17 protein-coding genes and 1 tRNA gene are annotated in these 14019 nt (G+C 58.2%); 9 read left to right on the top strand and 9 right to left on the bottom strand.

The window, feature by feature from the left end; genetic code table 11:
* The first annotated feature begins 24 nt into the window (after positions 1–24).
* Positions 25–897 carry a pyridoxal kinase PdxY gene (pdxY, locus tag EPK99_RS24100; RefSeq protein ID WP_128445642.1) on the top strand — a complete coding sequence of 291 codons (873 nt, stop codon included), beginning with the start codon at positions 25–27 and terminating at the stop codon, positions 895–897.
* A 60-nt stretch (positions 898–957) separates the two neighbouring features.
* Complete coding sequence (locus tag EPK99_RS24095) at positions 958–1632, top strand: carbonic anhydrase (RefSeq protein WP_128445641.1); 675 nt, start codon at positions 958–960, stop codon at positions 1630–1632.
* Positions 1633–1648: 16 nt separating this feature from the next.
* On the opposite strand, the gene EPK99_RS24090 is transcribed toward EPK99_RS24095, so the two are convergent.
* Together EPK99_RS24090 and EPK99_RS24085 are read right to left on the bottom strand one after the other, a co-directional pair.
* A complete protein-coding gene (locus EPK99_RS24090) occupies positions 1649–2461 on the bottom strand; it encodes a lytic murein transglycosylase (protein ID WP_128445640.1) in 813 nt (270 codons plus the stop codon).
* A 172-nt stretch (positions 2462–2633) separates the two neighbouring features.
* A complete protein-coding gene (locus tag EPK99_RS24085; protein ID WP_128445639.1) occupies positions 2634–3668 on the bottom strand; it encodes an aspartate-semialdehyde dehydrogenase in 1035 nt (344 codons plus the stop codon).
* Positions 3669–4144: 476 nt separating this feature from the next.
* On the opposite strand from EPK99_RS24085, the gene EPK99_RS24080 reads away from it, so the two are divergent.
* On the top strand, positions 4145–6028 hold the full coding sequence (locus tag EPK99_RS24080; protein ID WP_128445638.1) for an MFS transporter: 1884 nt from the start codon (positions 4145–4147) through the stop codon (positions 6026–6028).
* A 53-nt stretch (positions 6029–6081) separates the two neighbouring features.
* Here the strand turns inward: EPK99_RS24080 and EPK99_RS24075 are convergent, their stop codons facing one another.
* From EPK99_RS24075 to EPK99_RS24055, 5 genes are all read right to left on the bottom strand, one after another.
* Positions 6082–6900 (bottom strand): phosphatase PAP2 family protein, encoded by an 819-nt coding sequence (locus EPK99_RS24075; RefSeq protein WP_164901881.1) that lies wholly within the window; start codon positions 6898–6900, stop codon positions 6082–6084.
* Positions 6901–7010: 110 nt separating this feature from the next.
* Positions 7011–8123, bottom strand: a complete 1113-nt coding sequence (gene leuB, locus EPK99_RS24070) for a 3-isopropylmalate dehydrogenase (protein ID WP_128445636.1) — start codon at positions 8121–8123, stop codon at positions 7011–7013.
* 104 nt (positions 8124–8227) lie between these two features.
* Entirely contained in the window at positions 8228–8617 is a 390-nt protein-coding gene (locus EPK99_RS24065) for a RidA family protein (RefSeq protein WP_128445635.1), read from the bottom strand.
* Positions 8618–8630: 13 nt separating this feature from the next.
* Entirely contained in the window at positions 8631–9236 is a 606-nt protein-coding gene (gene leuD / locus EPK99_RS24060) for a 3-isopropylmalate dehydratase small subunit (RefSeq protein WP_128445634.1), read from the bottom strand.
* 137 nt (positions 9237–9373) lie between these two features.
* Entirely contained in the window at positions 9374–9601 is a 228-nt protein-coding gene (locus tag EPK99_RS24055; protein WP_128445633.1) for a hypothetical protein, read from the bottom strand.
* Between the two features lie 109 nt (positions 9602–9710).
* Between EPK99_RS24055 and EPK99_RS24050 the strand changes: the two genes are divergently transcribed.
* The gene (locus tag EPK99_RS24050) at positions 9711–10616 is read left to right on the top strand and encodes an HpcH/HpaI aldolase/citrate lyase family protein (protein WP_128445632.1); all 906 of its coding nucleotides are present in this window, start codon (positions 9711–9713) and stop codon (positions 10614–10616) included.
* Complete coding sequence (locus EPK99_RS24045; RefSeq protein WP_128445631.1) at positions 10613–10819, top strand: DUF1737 domain-containing protein; 207 nt, start codon at positions 10613–10615, stop codon at positions 10817–10819. The genes EPK99_RS24050 and EPK99_RS24045 overlap by 4 nt, the downstream gene beginning before the upstream one ends.
* A 7-nt stretch (positions 10820–10826) precedes the next feature.
* Here the strand turns inward: EPK99_RS24045 and EPK99_RS24040 are convergent, their stop codons facing one another.
* Together EPK99_RS24040 and EPK99_RS24035 are read right to left on the bottom strand one after the other, a co-directional pair.
* Entirely contained in the window at positions 10827–11264 is a 438-nt protein-coding gene (locus EPK99_RS24040) for a metallopeptidase family protein (protein ID WP_128445630.1), read from the bottom strand.
* Positions 11265–11555: 291 nt separating this feature from the next.
* Positions 11556–11645, bottom strand: a tRNA-Ser gene (locus EPK99_RS24035).
* Between the two features lie 316 nt (positions 11646–11961).
* On the opposite strand from EPK99_RS24035, the gene rplU reads away from it, so the two are divergent.
* The 4 genes from rplU (at position 11962) to EPK99_RS24015 (ending at position 13926) form a co-directional block, all read left to right on the top strand.
* A complete protein-coding gene (gene rplU / locus EPK99_RS24030) occupies positions 11962–12273 on the top strand; it encodes a 50S ribosomal protein L21 (RefSeq protein ID WP_128445629.1) in 312 nt (103 codons plus the stop codon).
* Positions 12274–12304: 31 nt separating this feature from the next.
* Positions 12305–12574, top strand: a complete 270-nt coding sequence (gene rpmA, locus EPK99_RS24025; RefSeq protein ID WP_128445628.1) for a 50S ribosomal protein L27 — start codon at positions 12305–12307, stop codon at positions 12572–12574.
* A gap of 132 nt (positions 12575–12706) precedes the next feature.
* Entirely contained in the window at positions 12707–13342 is a 636-nt protein-coding gene (locus EPK99_RS24020) for a GNAT family N-acetyltransferase (protein WP_128445719.1), read from the top strand.
* The gene (locus EPK99_RS24015; protein WP_128445627.1) at positions 13339–13926 is read left to right on the top strand and encodes a GNAT family N-acetyltransferase; all 588 of its coding nucleotides are present in this window, start codon (positions 13339–13341) and stop codon (positions 13924–13926) included. The genes EPK99_RS24020 and EPK99_RS24015 overlap by 4 nt, the downstream gene beginning before the upstream one ends.
* Positions 13927–14019: the final 93 nt, after the last annotated feature.

The raw sequence follows: 14019 nt of genomic DNA, 5'->3' as shown, positions 1-14019 counted from the left end.
GCGTTGCAGCAGGAAACGGAAGCCATGCAGGACACCAGCAGTGCCGTCATCGTCATCTCCAGCCACGTCGTGCGTGGGTCGGTCGGCAATCGCGCGGCTGTGTTTGCTCTGGAGACATTGGGATATCCTGTCTGGGCGCTTCCGACCATCGTGCTTCCCTGGCATCCCGGACATGGGCCCTCCACCCGCCTCACATTCCCCGAATCAGACTTCGACAAGGCTATAGACGATCTGATCCGTGCGCCATGGCTGGGCGAGGTGAAGGCGGTGCTTACAGGCTATTTCGGCAATGCCGGCCAGCCACGCTCGGTTGCCCGGCTCATCAAAGCGCTGAAACAGGAAAACCCCGATCTTCTTTATGTCTGCGACCCTGTCATGGGCGACAGCGGCGGACTGTATGTGCCTGTGGCGACGGCGGAAGCGATCCGGGACGAACTCATTCCTCTGGCAACCGTGGCGACACCCAACCGTTTCGAACTGGCCTGGCTGTCGGGCGCGCCGCTCACGAGCAATGCCGAGATCATGGATGCGGCGATCGCCCTTGGCCCATCACGGCTGCTGGTGACTTCCGCCTTTTCCATGATCGCTGGTGGAACGGGCAATCTGTACCTCACGGGAAATCATGCCTTACTTGCCGAGCACCGATTGATCGACAACGCTCCGAACGGTCTTGGCGATCTTCTTTCGGCTGTCTTCCTGGCAAGGATCATGAGCGGCATGGATGACGAAAGAGCGCTTCAGCTTGCGACGGCAAGCGTCTATGAAGTCCTGGCAAGGACTGCCAAACGCGGCGGCGACGAATTGACCTTGGAAACGGATGCCTCCAGCCTGTCCTCGCCCATGGCCATGGTGCAGATGCGGCGACTGGTGCATCCTCTCCAGAAGATCAAACGCTGATCACATTCCGGGTGTTCAAGAGCGTTGATCTTCGGTCGACGGCGCGATAATCCTTTCCGCATGAGCAATTTTCCTGCCAAACTCCTTGCCGGTTACCGTAACTTCATGAGCGGTCGCTACACTGACGAGCGCGAGCGCTATCGTGTTCTTGCGGATACGGGACAGAAACCTCACACCCTCCTCATCGCCTGCTGCGATTCCCGGGCTGCACCGGAAACCATTTTCGACTGTGGGCCGGGCGAGTTGTTCGTGGTTCGCAACGTCGCCAACATGGTGCCGCCCTATCAGCCGGATAGTCAGTTCCACGCCACATCGGCGGCGCTGGAATATGCGGTTCAGGTTCTCCAGATCCGCGACATCGTGGTCATGGGGCATGGACGATGCGGCGGCATTCAGGCCGCACTCGATCCGTCTATGGAGCCTCTATCTCCCGGTGACTTCATTGGTCGATGGATGTCGCTGGTGCGTCCAGCCGCAGAGCAGATTCAGAGCAACGATCTGATGACGCAGACCGAGCGCCAGACAGCGCTCGAACGAGTCTCGATCCGTAATTCGATCGCAAACCTACAGACCTTCCCCTTCGTGGAGGACCGCGGAGACGAAGAACGGATCAGCATCCACGGCGCCTGGTTCGATATTTCGACCGGCGAGCTCTGGGTGATGAACGAGAAGGGCGATTTTGTCCGGCCCGATATCGAGGAGCAGACGCTTCAGGCGGAGATTGCCTCCGCCTGAAGGCGTTCTCGGCCGATCAGCGACCGTCGATCTGGGCGCCGATATAGGCGATGGCCTGCTGATAGACGCTTGCCGCGTTCCAACCCTGGATAGCTACAAAACTCGGCTCGCCCGGCTGATAGCCGGCGCCTGTCCTCCAGCCATGACCCTTGAGGAAGTTGGCAGTCGATGCGAGAGCATCGGCGCGGGATCGAACAAGATCGATATGCCCATCGCCATCGCCATCGGCGCCATAGCGGATAACGTTCAGCGGAAGGAACTGAGTCTGGCCGATTTCGCCATGGGCTGCGCCCCGCGCGGAAGTGCTGAGGTCGCCACGGGCGACGAGCTGAAGAGCGGCATAAAGCTGTTCGGTAAAGTAGGCCGAGCGGCGGCAGTCATAGGCAAGGGTCGAGACGGCAGAGAGGGTGTGCTCATTGCCCATGAAGCTTCCAAAGCCCGTTTCCATGCCCCAGATCGCAATGATTGGGCCGGCAGGTACGCCGAAGCGACGCTCAATGTTCGCAAAAAGAGCCGCATTCGACGATTTCATGCTCTTGCCGCGAGAGATGATGGCAGCGCCGCCGCGCTTCTTCATGAATTCGTCGAAGGAAAGCTTGAAGCTTTTCTGGCCGCGGTCTGCGCGAATCGTGTTGCGGTTGTACGAAACGGTGGAGAAGGCCTGCTCCAGTGTCGAGGGGCTGATGCCATTCGAAGGTGCAGTCCGCTTGAAATCCTGGACCCACTGGTTGAAGCCCGATGCGTCGTTGCCGCATTGAAGGGCGGCAAGAGCCGGCGTTGAGGCCAGTGCACCGGTTGCAATCAATCCTGCCAGCAAAATCTTCTTCATGCGCTCGACCTGTCGTCTGTTCGGGTTTTGCGGACGCAACCCTGATGTCCGTGCCTATGGCGGTGACCAATCAATCGCAACTCACACGTTCATGAACAGTCCGTGATGAGATGCAATGCCAAGTAGACCCCGCCGCTCAAGCGGGATCTACAACAATATACTTAACAAGCACTTATGCAGCAGCCTTGCGCGGCTTGATGAGCCCACGATTGACGAGAAGCTCGGCGATCTGGATCGCGTTCAGCGCAGCGCCCTTGCGCAGGTTGTCCGATACGACCCAGATATTGAGGCCGTTCTCGACCGTGGCGTCTTCGCGAATGCGCGAAATATACGTCGCATCTTCGCCGGCACATTCGTAGGGTGTGATGTAGCCGCCGTTTTCGTGCTTATCGATGACGAGGCAGCCTGGCGCATCGCGCAGGATGTCGCGCGCCTGATCGGCGGTGATCTCGTTCTCGAACTCGATGTTGACTGACTCCGAGTGGCCGATGAAGACGGGAACGCGCACCGCGGTGCAGGTCACCTTGATCTTGGGATCAAGCATCTTCTTCGTTTCGGCGAGAACCTTCCACTCTTCCTTCGTGTAACCGTCTTCCATGAAAGAGTCGATGTGAGGAATGACGTTGAAGGCGATGCGCTTGGTAAACTTCTTCGACACGACCGGATCTGCGACGAAGACGGCGCGTGTCTGGGTGAAGAGCTCGTCCATGCCTTCCTTGCCGGCGCCGGACACCGACTGGTAGGTGGAAACGACCACGCGCTTGATCTTGGCGAAATCGTGGAGCGGCTTCAGGGCCACGACCAGCTGGGCCGTGGAGCAGTTGGGGTTTGCAATGATGTTTCTTCTGGAAAACTGGGTGATCGCGTCCGGATTGACTTCTGGAACGATCAGCGGCACGTCAGAATCGTAGCGCCAAGCGGAAGAATTGTCGATCACGACGCAGCCCTGTGCGCCGATCTTGGGCGACCACTTCTTGGAGACATCGCCGCCGGCCGACATGAGGCAGATATCGGTGTCGGAGAAGTCGTAGTTTTCGAGATTGGACACTTTCAGCGTCCTGTCGCCGAAGGAGACTTCGGTTCCCTGCGAGCGGGCGGACGCGAGCGCCACGACCTCATCGGCCGGGAAACCGCGTTCTACGAGAATGTTCAGCATTTCCCTGCCGACATTGCCGGTTGCTCCGGCGACTGCGATCTTGAAACCCATTTCAGTGCTCTCTTTCTGTCTCTCCTCGATCTTGTGAGGGGGAAAACCGCGGTATGGTCGCAGTATTCCTGATCCCCAGCCAAGCCGGGGAGAGAGCGGCAGGCCAGAGACGTCAGACGGTTTTCGTCGTCGTTTTGGCCTTGGTTTTTGAAAAGGCGGAATCGCATACCCACTGCGCAGCCCGAAGAGGCGGCAGTTCAAAGACAGCACTGGAAGAATCGCAGGCGTGCATCTGGGCGTTTTCCCGTTTGCTGGTCTGTTTAGAAGATTTTCGCAGTGAGTCAAGGCAATGCAGCATCGGCGCTACAGGCGCGACCGAGGGATGATACTGGCCGGTATTAGACGAAAGTCATAATCCCAAAGCATCTCTCTTCCTTTGTCTCGAATCCTGCCATCCTGTGAAATGCTCCAAAGTCAGGTTCAGGAGGGAACATGCTGGCTCTGGAGTAAGGTTTCATCTTCGCGGGAGGACGCAAATGGCAAATGTCGCAACGGCGGCCGGCACCAAAGCCGCTCCAATGACGCGGGAGGAGAAGAAGGTCATCTTCGCTTCGTCCCTCGGCACGGTTTTCGAATGGTACGATTTCTATCTCTATGGTTCGCTGGCAACCTATATCGGGGCGACCTTCTTTACCCAGTACCCTGAAGCAACGCGCAACATCTTTACGCTTCTGGCATTTGCGGCAGGCTTTCTTGTTCGCCCGTTCGGCGCCCTCGTATTCGGTCGTCTCGGCGATCTTGTCGGGCGCAAATATACCTTCCTCGTCACCATCCTGATCATGGGTGCCTCCACCTTCCTGGTCGGCGTTCTTCCAGGCGCCGCAACGATTGGCATTGCAGCTCCTATCATCCTCATCGTGCTTCGCCTTCTGCAGGGTCTTGCGCTGGGTGGTGAGTACGGCGGTGCGGCCACTTATGTAGCCGAACATGCGCCGCACGGCCGGCGCGGATATTTCACCTCCTGGATCCAGACAACGGCGACGCTCGGCCTCTTCCTGTCGCTGGTCGTCATCATCGTGGTCCAGACACTGATGGGCAACGCGGCCTTCGCGGCCTGGGGATGGCGCATTCCGTTCCTGGTTTCGGTCGTCCTGCTCGGCGTATCGGTGTGGATCCGGCTCAAGATGAACGAGTCGCCCGCTTTCCAGAAGATGAAGGCGGAAGGCAAAGGCTCCAAGGCGCCGCTGACGGAAGCTTTCGGCCAATGGAGCAATGCCAAGATCGCAATCATCGCTCTCTTGGGTGCGACAATGGGCCAAGCGGTCGTATGGTATGGGGGCCAGTTCTATGCGCTGTTCTTCCTGCAGAATATCCTGAAGGTCGATCTTCAGTCCGCAAACATCATGGTCGCGATCGCCCTGGCGCTGGCCGCGCCCTTCTTCGTGGTCTTCGGTGGTCTCTCGGACCGCATCGGCCGCAAGCCGATCATCATGGCCGGACTTCTGATCGCGGCGGTTACCTACATGCCGCTCTTCAAAGCCCTGACCTCGATGGCGAACCCGGCCCTTGCCGAAGCCCAGGCGACCATTCGCGCCACGGTGACGGCCGATCCGGCAGACTGCAAGTTCCAGTTCAACCCGACTGGCACCTCGAAGTTCACCAGTTCATGCGATATCGCAACTTCCTTTCTGACCAGGAACTCCGTGCCTTATGACGTGGTGCCGGGGCCGGCGGGTCAACCCGCCGTGGTCAAGATCGCCGATAAGACCATCGCCAGCTATGATGCGATCGCTGCCGGCGCCGACGCCAAGGCCAAGCAGTCGGCTCTCGAGAAGAATGTGAACGTTGCCCTGCACGATGCCGGCTACCCGCTGAAGCGAGGAGCCATCAAAGTGCCGGACGCGAAGCTCGATGCGTTTATTGCAGCCAACCCGGAACTGGGTCTCGATGCGGCCGCTATTCGTGGTGGCGAAAAGGCGACCGTCCCTGCGGCCGACCTCGTTTCCCAGAAGCTCCTGACGGCCGACGAGGGCAAGGGCGTTACTGACATGCCGGTCTACACGATCGCCAATGGCGGTGCGTTCAGCATGACGGCCGATCCGGCGCAGGTAAACTGGATCGGAACGATCGCGGTCCTGTTCGTGCTGGTCCTCTACGTGACCATGGTCTACGGCCCGATTGCCGCCTTGCTGGTCGAACTCTTTCCGACCCGCATCCGCTACACCGGCATGTCGCTGCCTTATCATATCGGCAATGGCTGGTTCGGCGGGCTACTGCCGGCAACAGCCTTCGCGATGAGTGCGGCCGCCGGCAATATCTACTACGGCCTCTGGTATCCGATCGTTTTTGCAGCCATCACCCTTGTGATCGGGATGATCTTCCTGCCGGAAACGAAGGACCGCGACATCAACGCTGAATAAATGCCAGACTGATGCGACAACCCCGGCCGCCTTTTCAAGTGGCCGGGGTTTTTCTATGTCCGGATGGAAGCGGAAGAGGAGCCATACAAGCGGAAGGCCGGCTTGGGATAGGTAATCGACGGCGGCAGAAGCGACAAGGGAACCGGCCGGCGCAAAAGGGGCCAACCTTCGCCGGTCTGGCGAAACAGAAGCCTGTGGCGCGAAAAGAGGATCGCGATAACCAGTGAAAACCAGGCTCCCAGGGCAAGGCCTGCAATGACATCGCTGGGATAATGCGCTCCGACGATAACCCGGGAAAAGCCAAGCCATAGGCCCATGACAAGAAAGACCAGCCGGAAAGGCGGGGCGAGCAGCGCCATCGCCATCATGAAAGCGCCGATCGTGGTGGCGTGGCCGGATGGGAAGCTCTCGAACCGGGAGGAGCCCGCAAAGAAATTCAGGCTCAGCATGCCGAGCTGGTCGTAAAGGACCGGGCGTGCCCGGCCGATCACACGTTTCAGCAGGTTTGCGGTGACACCAGACAAAGCCACGCAAAGGAAGACATAAAGCGCCATATGGCCGACAAAGGCTGCCTGAAAACGTCTACGGCATGATGGCGAAAGGCGGTAGGCAAGGTAGGCTTCCGCGCAAATGAGGAGGCTGGCAGCGAGGATCCAGCCTGACTGTCCGAAATCGGTGATCACGCTGCCGACAGGCCTTACCTCCAGGCGGTGGACCCTAATATAGGCGGCGACTGGCCCGTCCAGCAGGAATAGAGCCAGAAGCACAAGGTTGAAGACCACGAAGGCCCAGGACCGGGAGCAGCAGGCCGAAAAGCTAGCCGCCTTGCACCGCCTTCGCCGACGGGCAAGACCGTCCATTACCCTCGCCATGGATATCTGCATTGCGAACAGGCTCGTCTTTCCGGATGCCACTGCGGCCAGTTTAGCGGCCTTGGATGACAAGAGAAAAACAGCCTGTTTGCGATGACGGTTAACGCTGCTTACCGAGACTGAAGCCCGGCGAAGGTCTTTAGAATGGTATCGCCCATCTCGACCGTGCCCACCTGACGAGCGCCCTCCGCCATGATGTCGCTGGTGCGGATGCCCTGGTCGAGTACGTCGGCGATCGCCTTTTCAAGGCTGTCCGCCTCCTTCACCATGTCGAAGGAGTAGCGCAGGCACATGGCGAAGGACGCAATCATGGCGATCGGGTTCGCGATGCCTTTGCCGGCGATATCAGGAGCCGAACCATGCACGGGCTCGTATAGCGCCTTGCGCTTGCCCGTCCTGGCATCGGGAGCGCCGAGCGACGCCGAGGGCAGCATGCCCAAGGAGCCCGTCAGCATGGCCGCGACGTCGGACAGCATGTCGCCGAACAGGTTGTCGGTCACGATCACGTCGAATTGCTTTGGCTGCCGAACCAGCTGCATCCCGCCGGCATCGGCCAGCATATGCTCGAGCTTCACATCCGAATAGGAACGCTTGTGCGTTTCGGTCACGACCTGGTTCCAGAGGACGCCCGACTTCATGACGTTGCGTTTTTCCATGGAGCAGACGGTATTCTTGCGGGTGCGCGCCAGTTCGAAGGCAACGCCGGCAATACGCTCGATCTCGTAGGTATCATAGATCTGGGTATCGATGCCGCGCTTCTGGCCGTTGCCGAGATCGATGATTTCCTTGGGTTCGCCGAAATAGACGCCGCCGGTCAGCTCGCGGACGATCAGGATATCAAGGCCCTCCACCAGTTCCGGTTTCAGAGAGGAGGCCGAGGCAAGCGCCGGGTAGCAGATGGCCGGGCGCAGGTTGGCGAAGAGCTGCATGTCCTTGCGCAGCCGCAGAAGGCCGGCTTCCGGGCGAACATCGTAGGGCACGGCATCCCACTTCGGCCCGCCGACGGCGCCGAACAGGACTGCATCCGCCTGCATGGCCTTGGCCATATCTTCCTCAGAAATCGCAGCGCCATGGGCATCATAGGCTGCACCGCCAACAAGACCCTCGTCCAGAACGAAATCCGCTGCCAGTTCTTCGTTCATATAGGCGATGATCTTGCGGACTTCGCCCATTGCTTCGGGGCCGATGCCGTCGCCGGGCAAAAGGAAGAGAGTTTTGGCCATGTTGTGTGCAATCCTTGCGGTTCGACAGGCTCTGTTCGTCCACGCAACGGTTAGTTGCTTATGGCAGAAGCCTCGCCGGAGCCTGAAGCGACGAGGTCATGATCTCAGCGGGCGCCGGCACCGATGCGGGCGGTTGCCTCTATCTCGATTTTCATTTCCGGCGCCGTCAGCCCGCAAACGACCATGGTGGCAGCAGGGCGAACTTCCGCGAAGGCAGCACCCAGCACCTCCACCACGGCATCGTAATGCGCCATGTCGGTCAGATAATAGCGGACGCGCAGAATATCGTTCAGGCCACTGCCGGCCTCACGAAGCGCTTTTTCGATAGTACCGAGTGCATTGCGGGTCTGGGCCGCGACATCGTCCGGCATTTCCAAATTAGCATAGTCATAGCCGGTAGTGCCGGAGACATAGACCATGTCTCCATCCACCACGGCTCGCGAGTAGCCGATCCTGGATTCGAACGGCGAGCCGGAGGAAATGCGCTGAACCATGAGGCGCGTCCCCTTAGAGCCAGGGGCGCTCGGCCTGGTTCTTGTTTTCGAAGCTGCTGATGACCGCATCGCTCTTCATGGTGGAGGCGATGTCGTCCAGTCCTTCGAGCAGGATGTGGCGACGGCCGGGATCGATGTCGAAGCGGATGGAGCCGCCGTCTGGACCAGTGATCTCTTGAGCTTCGAGATCGATAGCAAGGATGGCGTTGGAACCGCGCGAGGCGTCGTCCATCAGCTTGTCGAGGTCTTCATGGCTAACCACGATCGGCAGTATGCCGTTTTTGAAGCAGTTATTGTAGAAGATGTCGGCAAAGCTCGTCGAAATGACGCAGCGGATGCCGTAGTCGAGAAGGGCCCATGGAGCGTGCTCACGAGAGGAGCCGCAACCGAAATTATCGCCTGCCACGAGGATCTTGGCAGTACGATAAGCCGGCTTGTTGAGCACAAAATCCGGGTTTTCCGAACCGTCTTCCCGGTAACGGGCTTCCGCAAAAAGCCCCTTGCCCAAGCCGGTTCGCTTGATGGTCTTAAGATAATCCTTGGGGATGATCATGTCCGTGTCGATATTGACAACCGGAAGCGGCGCAGCAACGCCGGTAAGTTTGGTGAATTTTTCCATGACCCGTCTCCGCAAAATGTCTCTGCGGATGCTCCAATAAAGCAAAACCGGCCAAATTTGAAGGGCAGTTTGCCCTCAACCGGTACTCTGCTACGCGAAGCGGAGACTGTCTGCTTCTTACAGGCCGATCCTACTCTCTAAAGATCGATGATGGTGCCGCGACCGTCGTTCCAGACGCGCATTTCGCGCTGGTTTGCCTTCACCTTGACAGGCACAGGTTTAAGCTGCGCGGAAACAGCCCTGCCGATCGACAGGATTGCCAGTATTCCTGCGAAGGCGACTGTCAGCGATGCCGTAAGGAAAGCGGCGGCGGCAAGCACGGCAATGGCCGAAACGATAACGAATAATGCGCGAATGTTTTGCATGTTCAAAACCTCTCTTCACCAGGAAATGTGGCCCTTGAGACCTTCTCTTGCAAGAGGGCTTTTCCTATGTCGTAGTACCGACGGCTAAAAAGATTGTCACAAATCCGCGATGAAAGCTTTGACTGTTATCAATTCTGCTCCGGCTTCTCTCCGCCGTTCGGTTCTCAGTGTACCATCCGTTAATATCCGAGCATTGAGAAAGGTCCAGGCATTGGATTGCGACGCGGTGATATTCGATTTGGAGGATTCGGTCGCACCGCAAAAGAAGGCGGAAGCACGGGACAATCTTCGTCTGTTCTTTAAGGAAACGGCTTCATCCGGTGTCGAGAGGATCATCCGGATCAATCCAATGGATTCCGACTTTGGAAGCGCGGACATGGAACTGGTGATCGAGACACAGCCGGATGCGGTTCTGATTCCGAAAGTGGAGCATGTCTCCGATATCCAGGCGGTGGCGGATATCCTTTCGGATGCTGGATCGACACAGGAGATCGCCATATGGGCGATGATCGAGACGCCGAAGGGCATCCTGAATGCGCCGACGATTGCGCTTGCGGATGAAAGACTGCAGTGCCTGGTGGTGGGGCTCAACGATCTGCGCAAGGAAAGCGGTGTTCTTCCGGGGTCTGGGCGGGCTTATCTCGTGCCCTGGCTGATGCAGATCCTGCTTGCAGGACGCGCCCATGGCCTGGATATTATCGACAGCGTCTTCAACGATTTTCAGGACATGGAAGCCCTGGAGGCAGAATGCGCTCAGGGTCGCGCCATGGGATTTTGCGGCAAGATGCTGATCCATCCGAGTCAGATCGAGCCGGCCAACCGCCATTTCGGGCCTGATCCGCTGGCCGTGCGAGAGGCGGAGAGCATTGTCGCCGCTTTTGCCAAGGCAGGGACCGAACATCTCAACGTGATCAACCTGAACGGCAAGATGGTTGAAAGATTGCATCTGGTGGAGGCTGAACGGCTTCTCGCCACAGCCAAGCATATTGCCGCTAGAACAAGGAAAACCTCATGAAAGTCTACCGCTTCCTGACCGGCCCCGACGATGCGAGCTTCTGCCACCGGGTGACGGCCGCGTTGAACAAAGGCTGGGAGCTGCACGGCGCCCCCAGTCTTTCTTTCAACCATTCAGAAAACAAATTGTATTGCGGTCAGGCCGTTACCAAGACGGTAGAGGGTAAGGATTACGATCCGGAGATGAAGCTGGGAGAGCAGTGAGCGGAGTTCAACGCTGGGCTGCTTCTTCCGCGCTTGCTTCGATGCGCTCCATGTCGTCATCGCTCAGACCGAAATGGTGGCCGATTTCGTGGATAAGCACATGGGTAATGATATCGCCCAGCGTTTCCTCATTCTCGGCCCAATAATCCAGGATCGGCCGGCGATACAGCCTGATACGGTTCGGCAATTCCCCCGTTTCCACCGTGAAGCGCTCGGAAATGCCTCGTCCCTCGAAAAGTCCCAGCAGATCGAAGGGAGTTTCCAATGCCATGTCCTCAAAGACATCGTCATCCGGAAATTCTTCGATCTCGATGATCAGGTTTTTTGTAAGGGACCGGAATTCCTCAGGAAGGTGACCATAGGCATCGATCGCCAACGATTCGAACGTGCTGATCGTCGGCGCATGGCGATCCTGCCAATCATCTGTCTGGTCAATGCGAGCCATAGGGCCTCCTTACGATCAGGCCCATATAGTACCAGTTCGCGATTTTTTCGAGAGAAGAATCATTTGCTAACAGGGTGAGTAAAACGATTGCTCGGGAGGGTTGTCGGCTTTTTCAAGGGACCTCTAAAAAAATTCATCCCCGCGCCCTTCCCTTCCTCCTGGCAACCGCTGGCGCCTGCGTTCGCGATCCTGCCACTTGCTGGACGTCGCGCTTGGCGCTTGCTCGCACATCTTGCAATGCAATTCGATCTGGTGCGCGGAGCCTTTGGAAGCACAGAGAAGAAAAAGGTATGGCGGAGAGGGTGGGATTCGAACCCACGATACGGTTGCCCGTATGCCGCATTTCGAGTGCGGTGCTTTCGACCACTCAGCCACCTCTCCGCTTAGACGTGATGACGCGTTGGTCAGCGCGGGCGTTCTCATAGCGATGAAATGAGGGGCTGGCAAGGGGCGATTGGCATGACGGATGGAGCTTTTATCTTGACAGATTAAAGGCCCTCGCGTATCTCCGCACGCGATTAGGCACGGATACCGATTCCGTTGTCTTATTGTTTGCGTCAAGCCTTAAGGCTGTAGAGGCAGATTTCACCGGCAGCCTGTTCAATCGATCCTATCTTTCGAACATTCGGCCAATCCGACTGATAAAAAGACGGCCATCCTTCAGGATAGAGCCGGAACGAACATGAAAGGATAAAAAATGTTCGCAGTCATCAAGACCGGCGGTAAGCAGTACCGCGTGGCCGCCAACGACGTGCTTACCATCGAAAAGCTGGAAGCCGAAGCTGGTTCGGTTGTAGAATTCAACGAAATCCTGATTATCGGCGAAGGCGCCGATGCAACGATCGGCGCGCCGTTCGTTTCGGGTGCAACGGTCAAGGCCGAAGTGGTCGAGCATAATCGCGGCAAGAAGGTTCTGTCCTTCAAGAAGCGTCGCCGCCAGAATTCCAAGCGAATTCGCGGTCATCGGCAGCATCACACGGTCGTCCGCATCACGGACATCTTGGCTTAACTCAGGGTTTCGAAGGTAAAGGAGAACTCCAATGGCACATAAAAAAGCTGGCGGTTCGTCGCGCAACGGTCGCGATTCCGAATCCAAGCGCCTTGGCGTGAAGAAGTTCGGCGGCGAGAACGTCATTCCAGGCAACATTATCGTGCGCCAGCGCGGTACGCAGTGGCATCCAGGCCAGAATGTCGGCCTCGGCAAGGACCACACCATTTTTGCGCTTACGGCCGGTAATGTGAACTACCGTACGAAGGCCAATGGCCGCGTCTACGTGTCTGTAATGCCGAAAGCCGAAGCAGCAGAATAAAACCGGTCAAGCGTTTCAAGCAGCCGGTGTCACATCGACCCGGCTGAGCGCCCAAAAGGTTCAGTCAAGAAAAAGGGGAAGATGGGACACCACCATCTTCCCCTTTTTTCTTTCCCAACAGGAGGACTGACCATGCAAGGCGAGTTATTGAGGGCGAGCCAATCCCGGCCGCCAGAGGAACGGTTGAGACCCGACCGGTCGAGAAGCGATTGCCCCGTCTTATTGTCGCGGAGTCTCGTGCTCCGCGCCCCCCACGAAGAAGACATCGACGCACTTGCTCATCTCGCCAACAATGCGAACATTGCGACCATGGTGTCGCGCATGCCGCATCCGTACACGGCTAAAGACGCAGCCGATTTCGTGCGACGCACGAAGGCCGGCGAGATTGGCAAATGCGTCTATGCCATCACGCGAGGTGACAACGGCGCCTTCCTCGGTTGCTGCGCGCTTGAGCCCCAGGAAGACGACCGCACGCTCGAGATCGGCTATTGGCTAGGCGAACCCCATTGGAATAAGGGGTTCGCGACCGAGGCTGCGCATGTTTTGATCGACATGGCTTTCCGGACCCGCAACAACATCGACCATATCGATGCTCGATGCCGGGTTACCAATGTCGGATCGAAGCGGGTCATTCAGAAGTGTGGGTTTCAATTCCAGGGCACGGGCATGATCCAGTGCCTGGCAGTGGGCGGGATGGTTGCGGTCGAATGGTTCCGGCTCGACCGCAAGACCTGGATGTCGCTGCGAAGCTGGGGAGAACTGAGATGAACGCCGCAGTTCTTCACAAGACGAGCGAGCTTAGACACCGCCCCGGCCCGTGCCCCGTCATCACAACGGATCGGCTGGTCCTGCGGCCGCACAAGCTCGGCGATGCCGAGGCCATCGCCCAGTCGCTGGGCGATTTCAAGGTCAGCCGCATGCTGGCCCGAGTACCTCAGCCCTATGACAGGCAGGATGCTCTGGATTGGCTGGTGTTGCAGGCGTCCGGTCTGCTGCCCGGCTGGACGTTGGCGATCACGACTGGCGACGACGTGCATCTGGGTGTCGTTGGGCTGGAACCGCGGGGCGGGCAGTGGCATCTTGGCTACTGGCTGAACCGCTTCTACTGGGACCGCGGCTACATGACAGAAGCCGTGGCGGCCGTATTAGAGCGCTTCTTCCGCCGGATGCCGGATACGGACGTCCGTGCTGGCGCCTTTGCCGACAATCTTGCGTCGCTTAACGTCCAGCGGAAGCTGGGTTTCCGGATCGCCGGTGCTGGAGATCTCTTCAGCATCGCGCGCAACCGAATGGCGCCGCATATCGAGACTGTGTTGCGGCCGGAGGATTTTCGGATACCGGTTCGACCATGACGCAAATCAAGCCGGCGGGCAGGTCCCGCCGGCTTCTCAATCGGATGTTATAGCTGACCAACTTCATGATAATCTTTGACCTTCGCTCCCACC

Source organism: Neorhizobium lilium, assembly GCF_004053875.1.
Taxonomy (GTDB): Bacteria; Pseudomonadota; Alphaproteobacteria; order Rhizobiales; family Rhizobiaceae; genus Neorhizobium; species Neorhizobium lilii.
The sequence above is the reverse complement of the archived record's forward strand: the minus strand, read 5'-3'. Positions and strand labels throughout refer to the sequence as shown.

What these genes read in the sequence shown, in the direction of transcription:
- EPK99_RS24095 (WP_128445641.1), top strand. Translation starts at nt 958, where the DNA reads ATGAGCAATTTTCCTGCCAAACTCCTTGCCGGTTACCGTAACTTCATG.
- EPK99_RS24075 (WP_164901881.1), bottom strand. Translation starts at nt 6,900, where the DNA reads ATGGCGAGGGTAATGGACGGTCTTGCCCGTCGGCGAAGGCGGTGCAAG.
- EPK99_RS24080 (WP_128445638.1), top strand. Translation starts at nt 4,145, where the DNA reads ATGGCAAATGTCGCAACGGCGGCCGGCACCAAAGCCGCTCCAATGACG.
- EPK99_RS24015 (WP_128445627.1), top strand. Translation starts at nt 13,339, where the DNA reads ATGAACGCCGCAGTTCTTCACAAGACGAGCGAGCTTAGACACCGCCCC.
- EPK99_RS24065 (WP_128445635.1), bottom strand. Translation starts at nt 8,617, where the DNA reads ATGGTTCAGCGCATTTCCTCCGGCTCGCCGTTCGAATCCAGGATCGGC.
- EPK99_RS24045 (WP_128445631.1), top strand. Translation starts at nt 10,613, where the DNA reads ATGAAAGTCTACCGCTTCCTGACCGGCCCCGACGATGCGAGCTTCTGC.
- EPK99_RS24050 (WP_128445632.1), top strand. Translation starts at nt 9,711, where the DNA reads ATGAAAGCTTTGACTGTTATCAATTCTGCTCCGGCTTCTCTCCGCCGT.
- EPK99_RS24055 (WP_128445633.1), bottom strand. Translation starts at nt 9,601, where the DNA reads ATGCAAAACATTCGCGCATTATTCGTTATCGTTTCGGCCATTGCCGTG.
- leuD (WP_128445634.1), bottom strand. Translation starts at nt 9,236, where the DNA reads ATGGAAAAATTCACCAAACTTACCGGCGTTGCTGCGCCGCTTCCGGTT.
- rpmA (WP_128445628.1), top strand. Translation starts at nt 12,305, where the DNA reads ATGGCACATAAAAAAGCTGGCGGTTCGTCGCGCAACGGTCGCGATTCC.
- leuB (WP_128445636.1), bottom strand. Translation starts at nt 8,123, where the DNA reads ATGGCCAAAACTCTCTTCCTTTTGCCCGGCGACGGCATCGGCCCCGAA.
- EPK99_RS24040 (WP_128445630.1), bottom strand. Translation starts at nt 11,264, where the DNA reads ATGGCTCGCATTGACCAGACAGATGATTGGCAGGATCGCCATGCGCCG.
- EPK99_RS24020 (WP_128445719.1), top strand. Translation starts at nt 12,707, where the DNA reads ATGCAAGGCGAGTTATTGAGGGCGAGCCAATCCCGGCCGCCAGAGGAA.
- rplU (WP_128445629.1), top strand. Translation starts at nt 11,962, where the DNA reads ATGTTCGCAGTCATCAAGACCGGCGGTAAGCAGTACCGCGTGGCCGCC.
- EPK99_RS24090 (WP_128445640.1), bottom strand. Translation starts at nt 2,461, where the DNA reads ATGAAGAAGATTTTGCTGGCAGGATTGATTGCAACCGGTGCACTGGCC.
- EPK99_RS24085 (WP_128445639.1), bottom strand. Translation starts at nt 3,668, where the DNA reads ATGGGTTTCAAGATCGCAGTCGCCGGAGCAACCGGCAATGTCGGCAGG.
- pdxY (WP_128445642.1), top strand. Translation starts at nt 25, where the DNA reads ATGCAGGACACCAGCAGTGCCGTCATCGTCATCTCCAGCCACGTCGTG.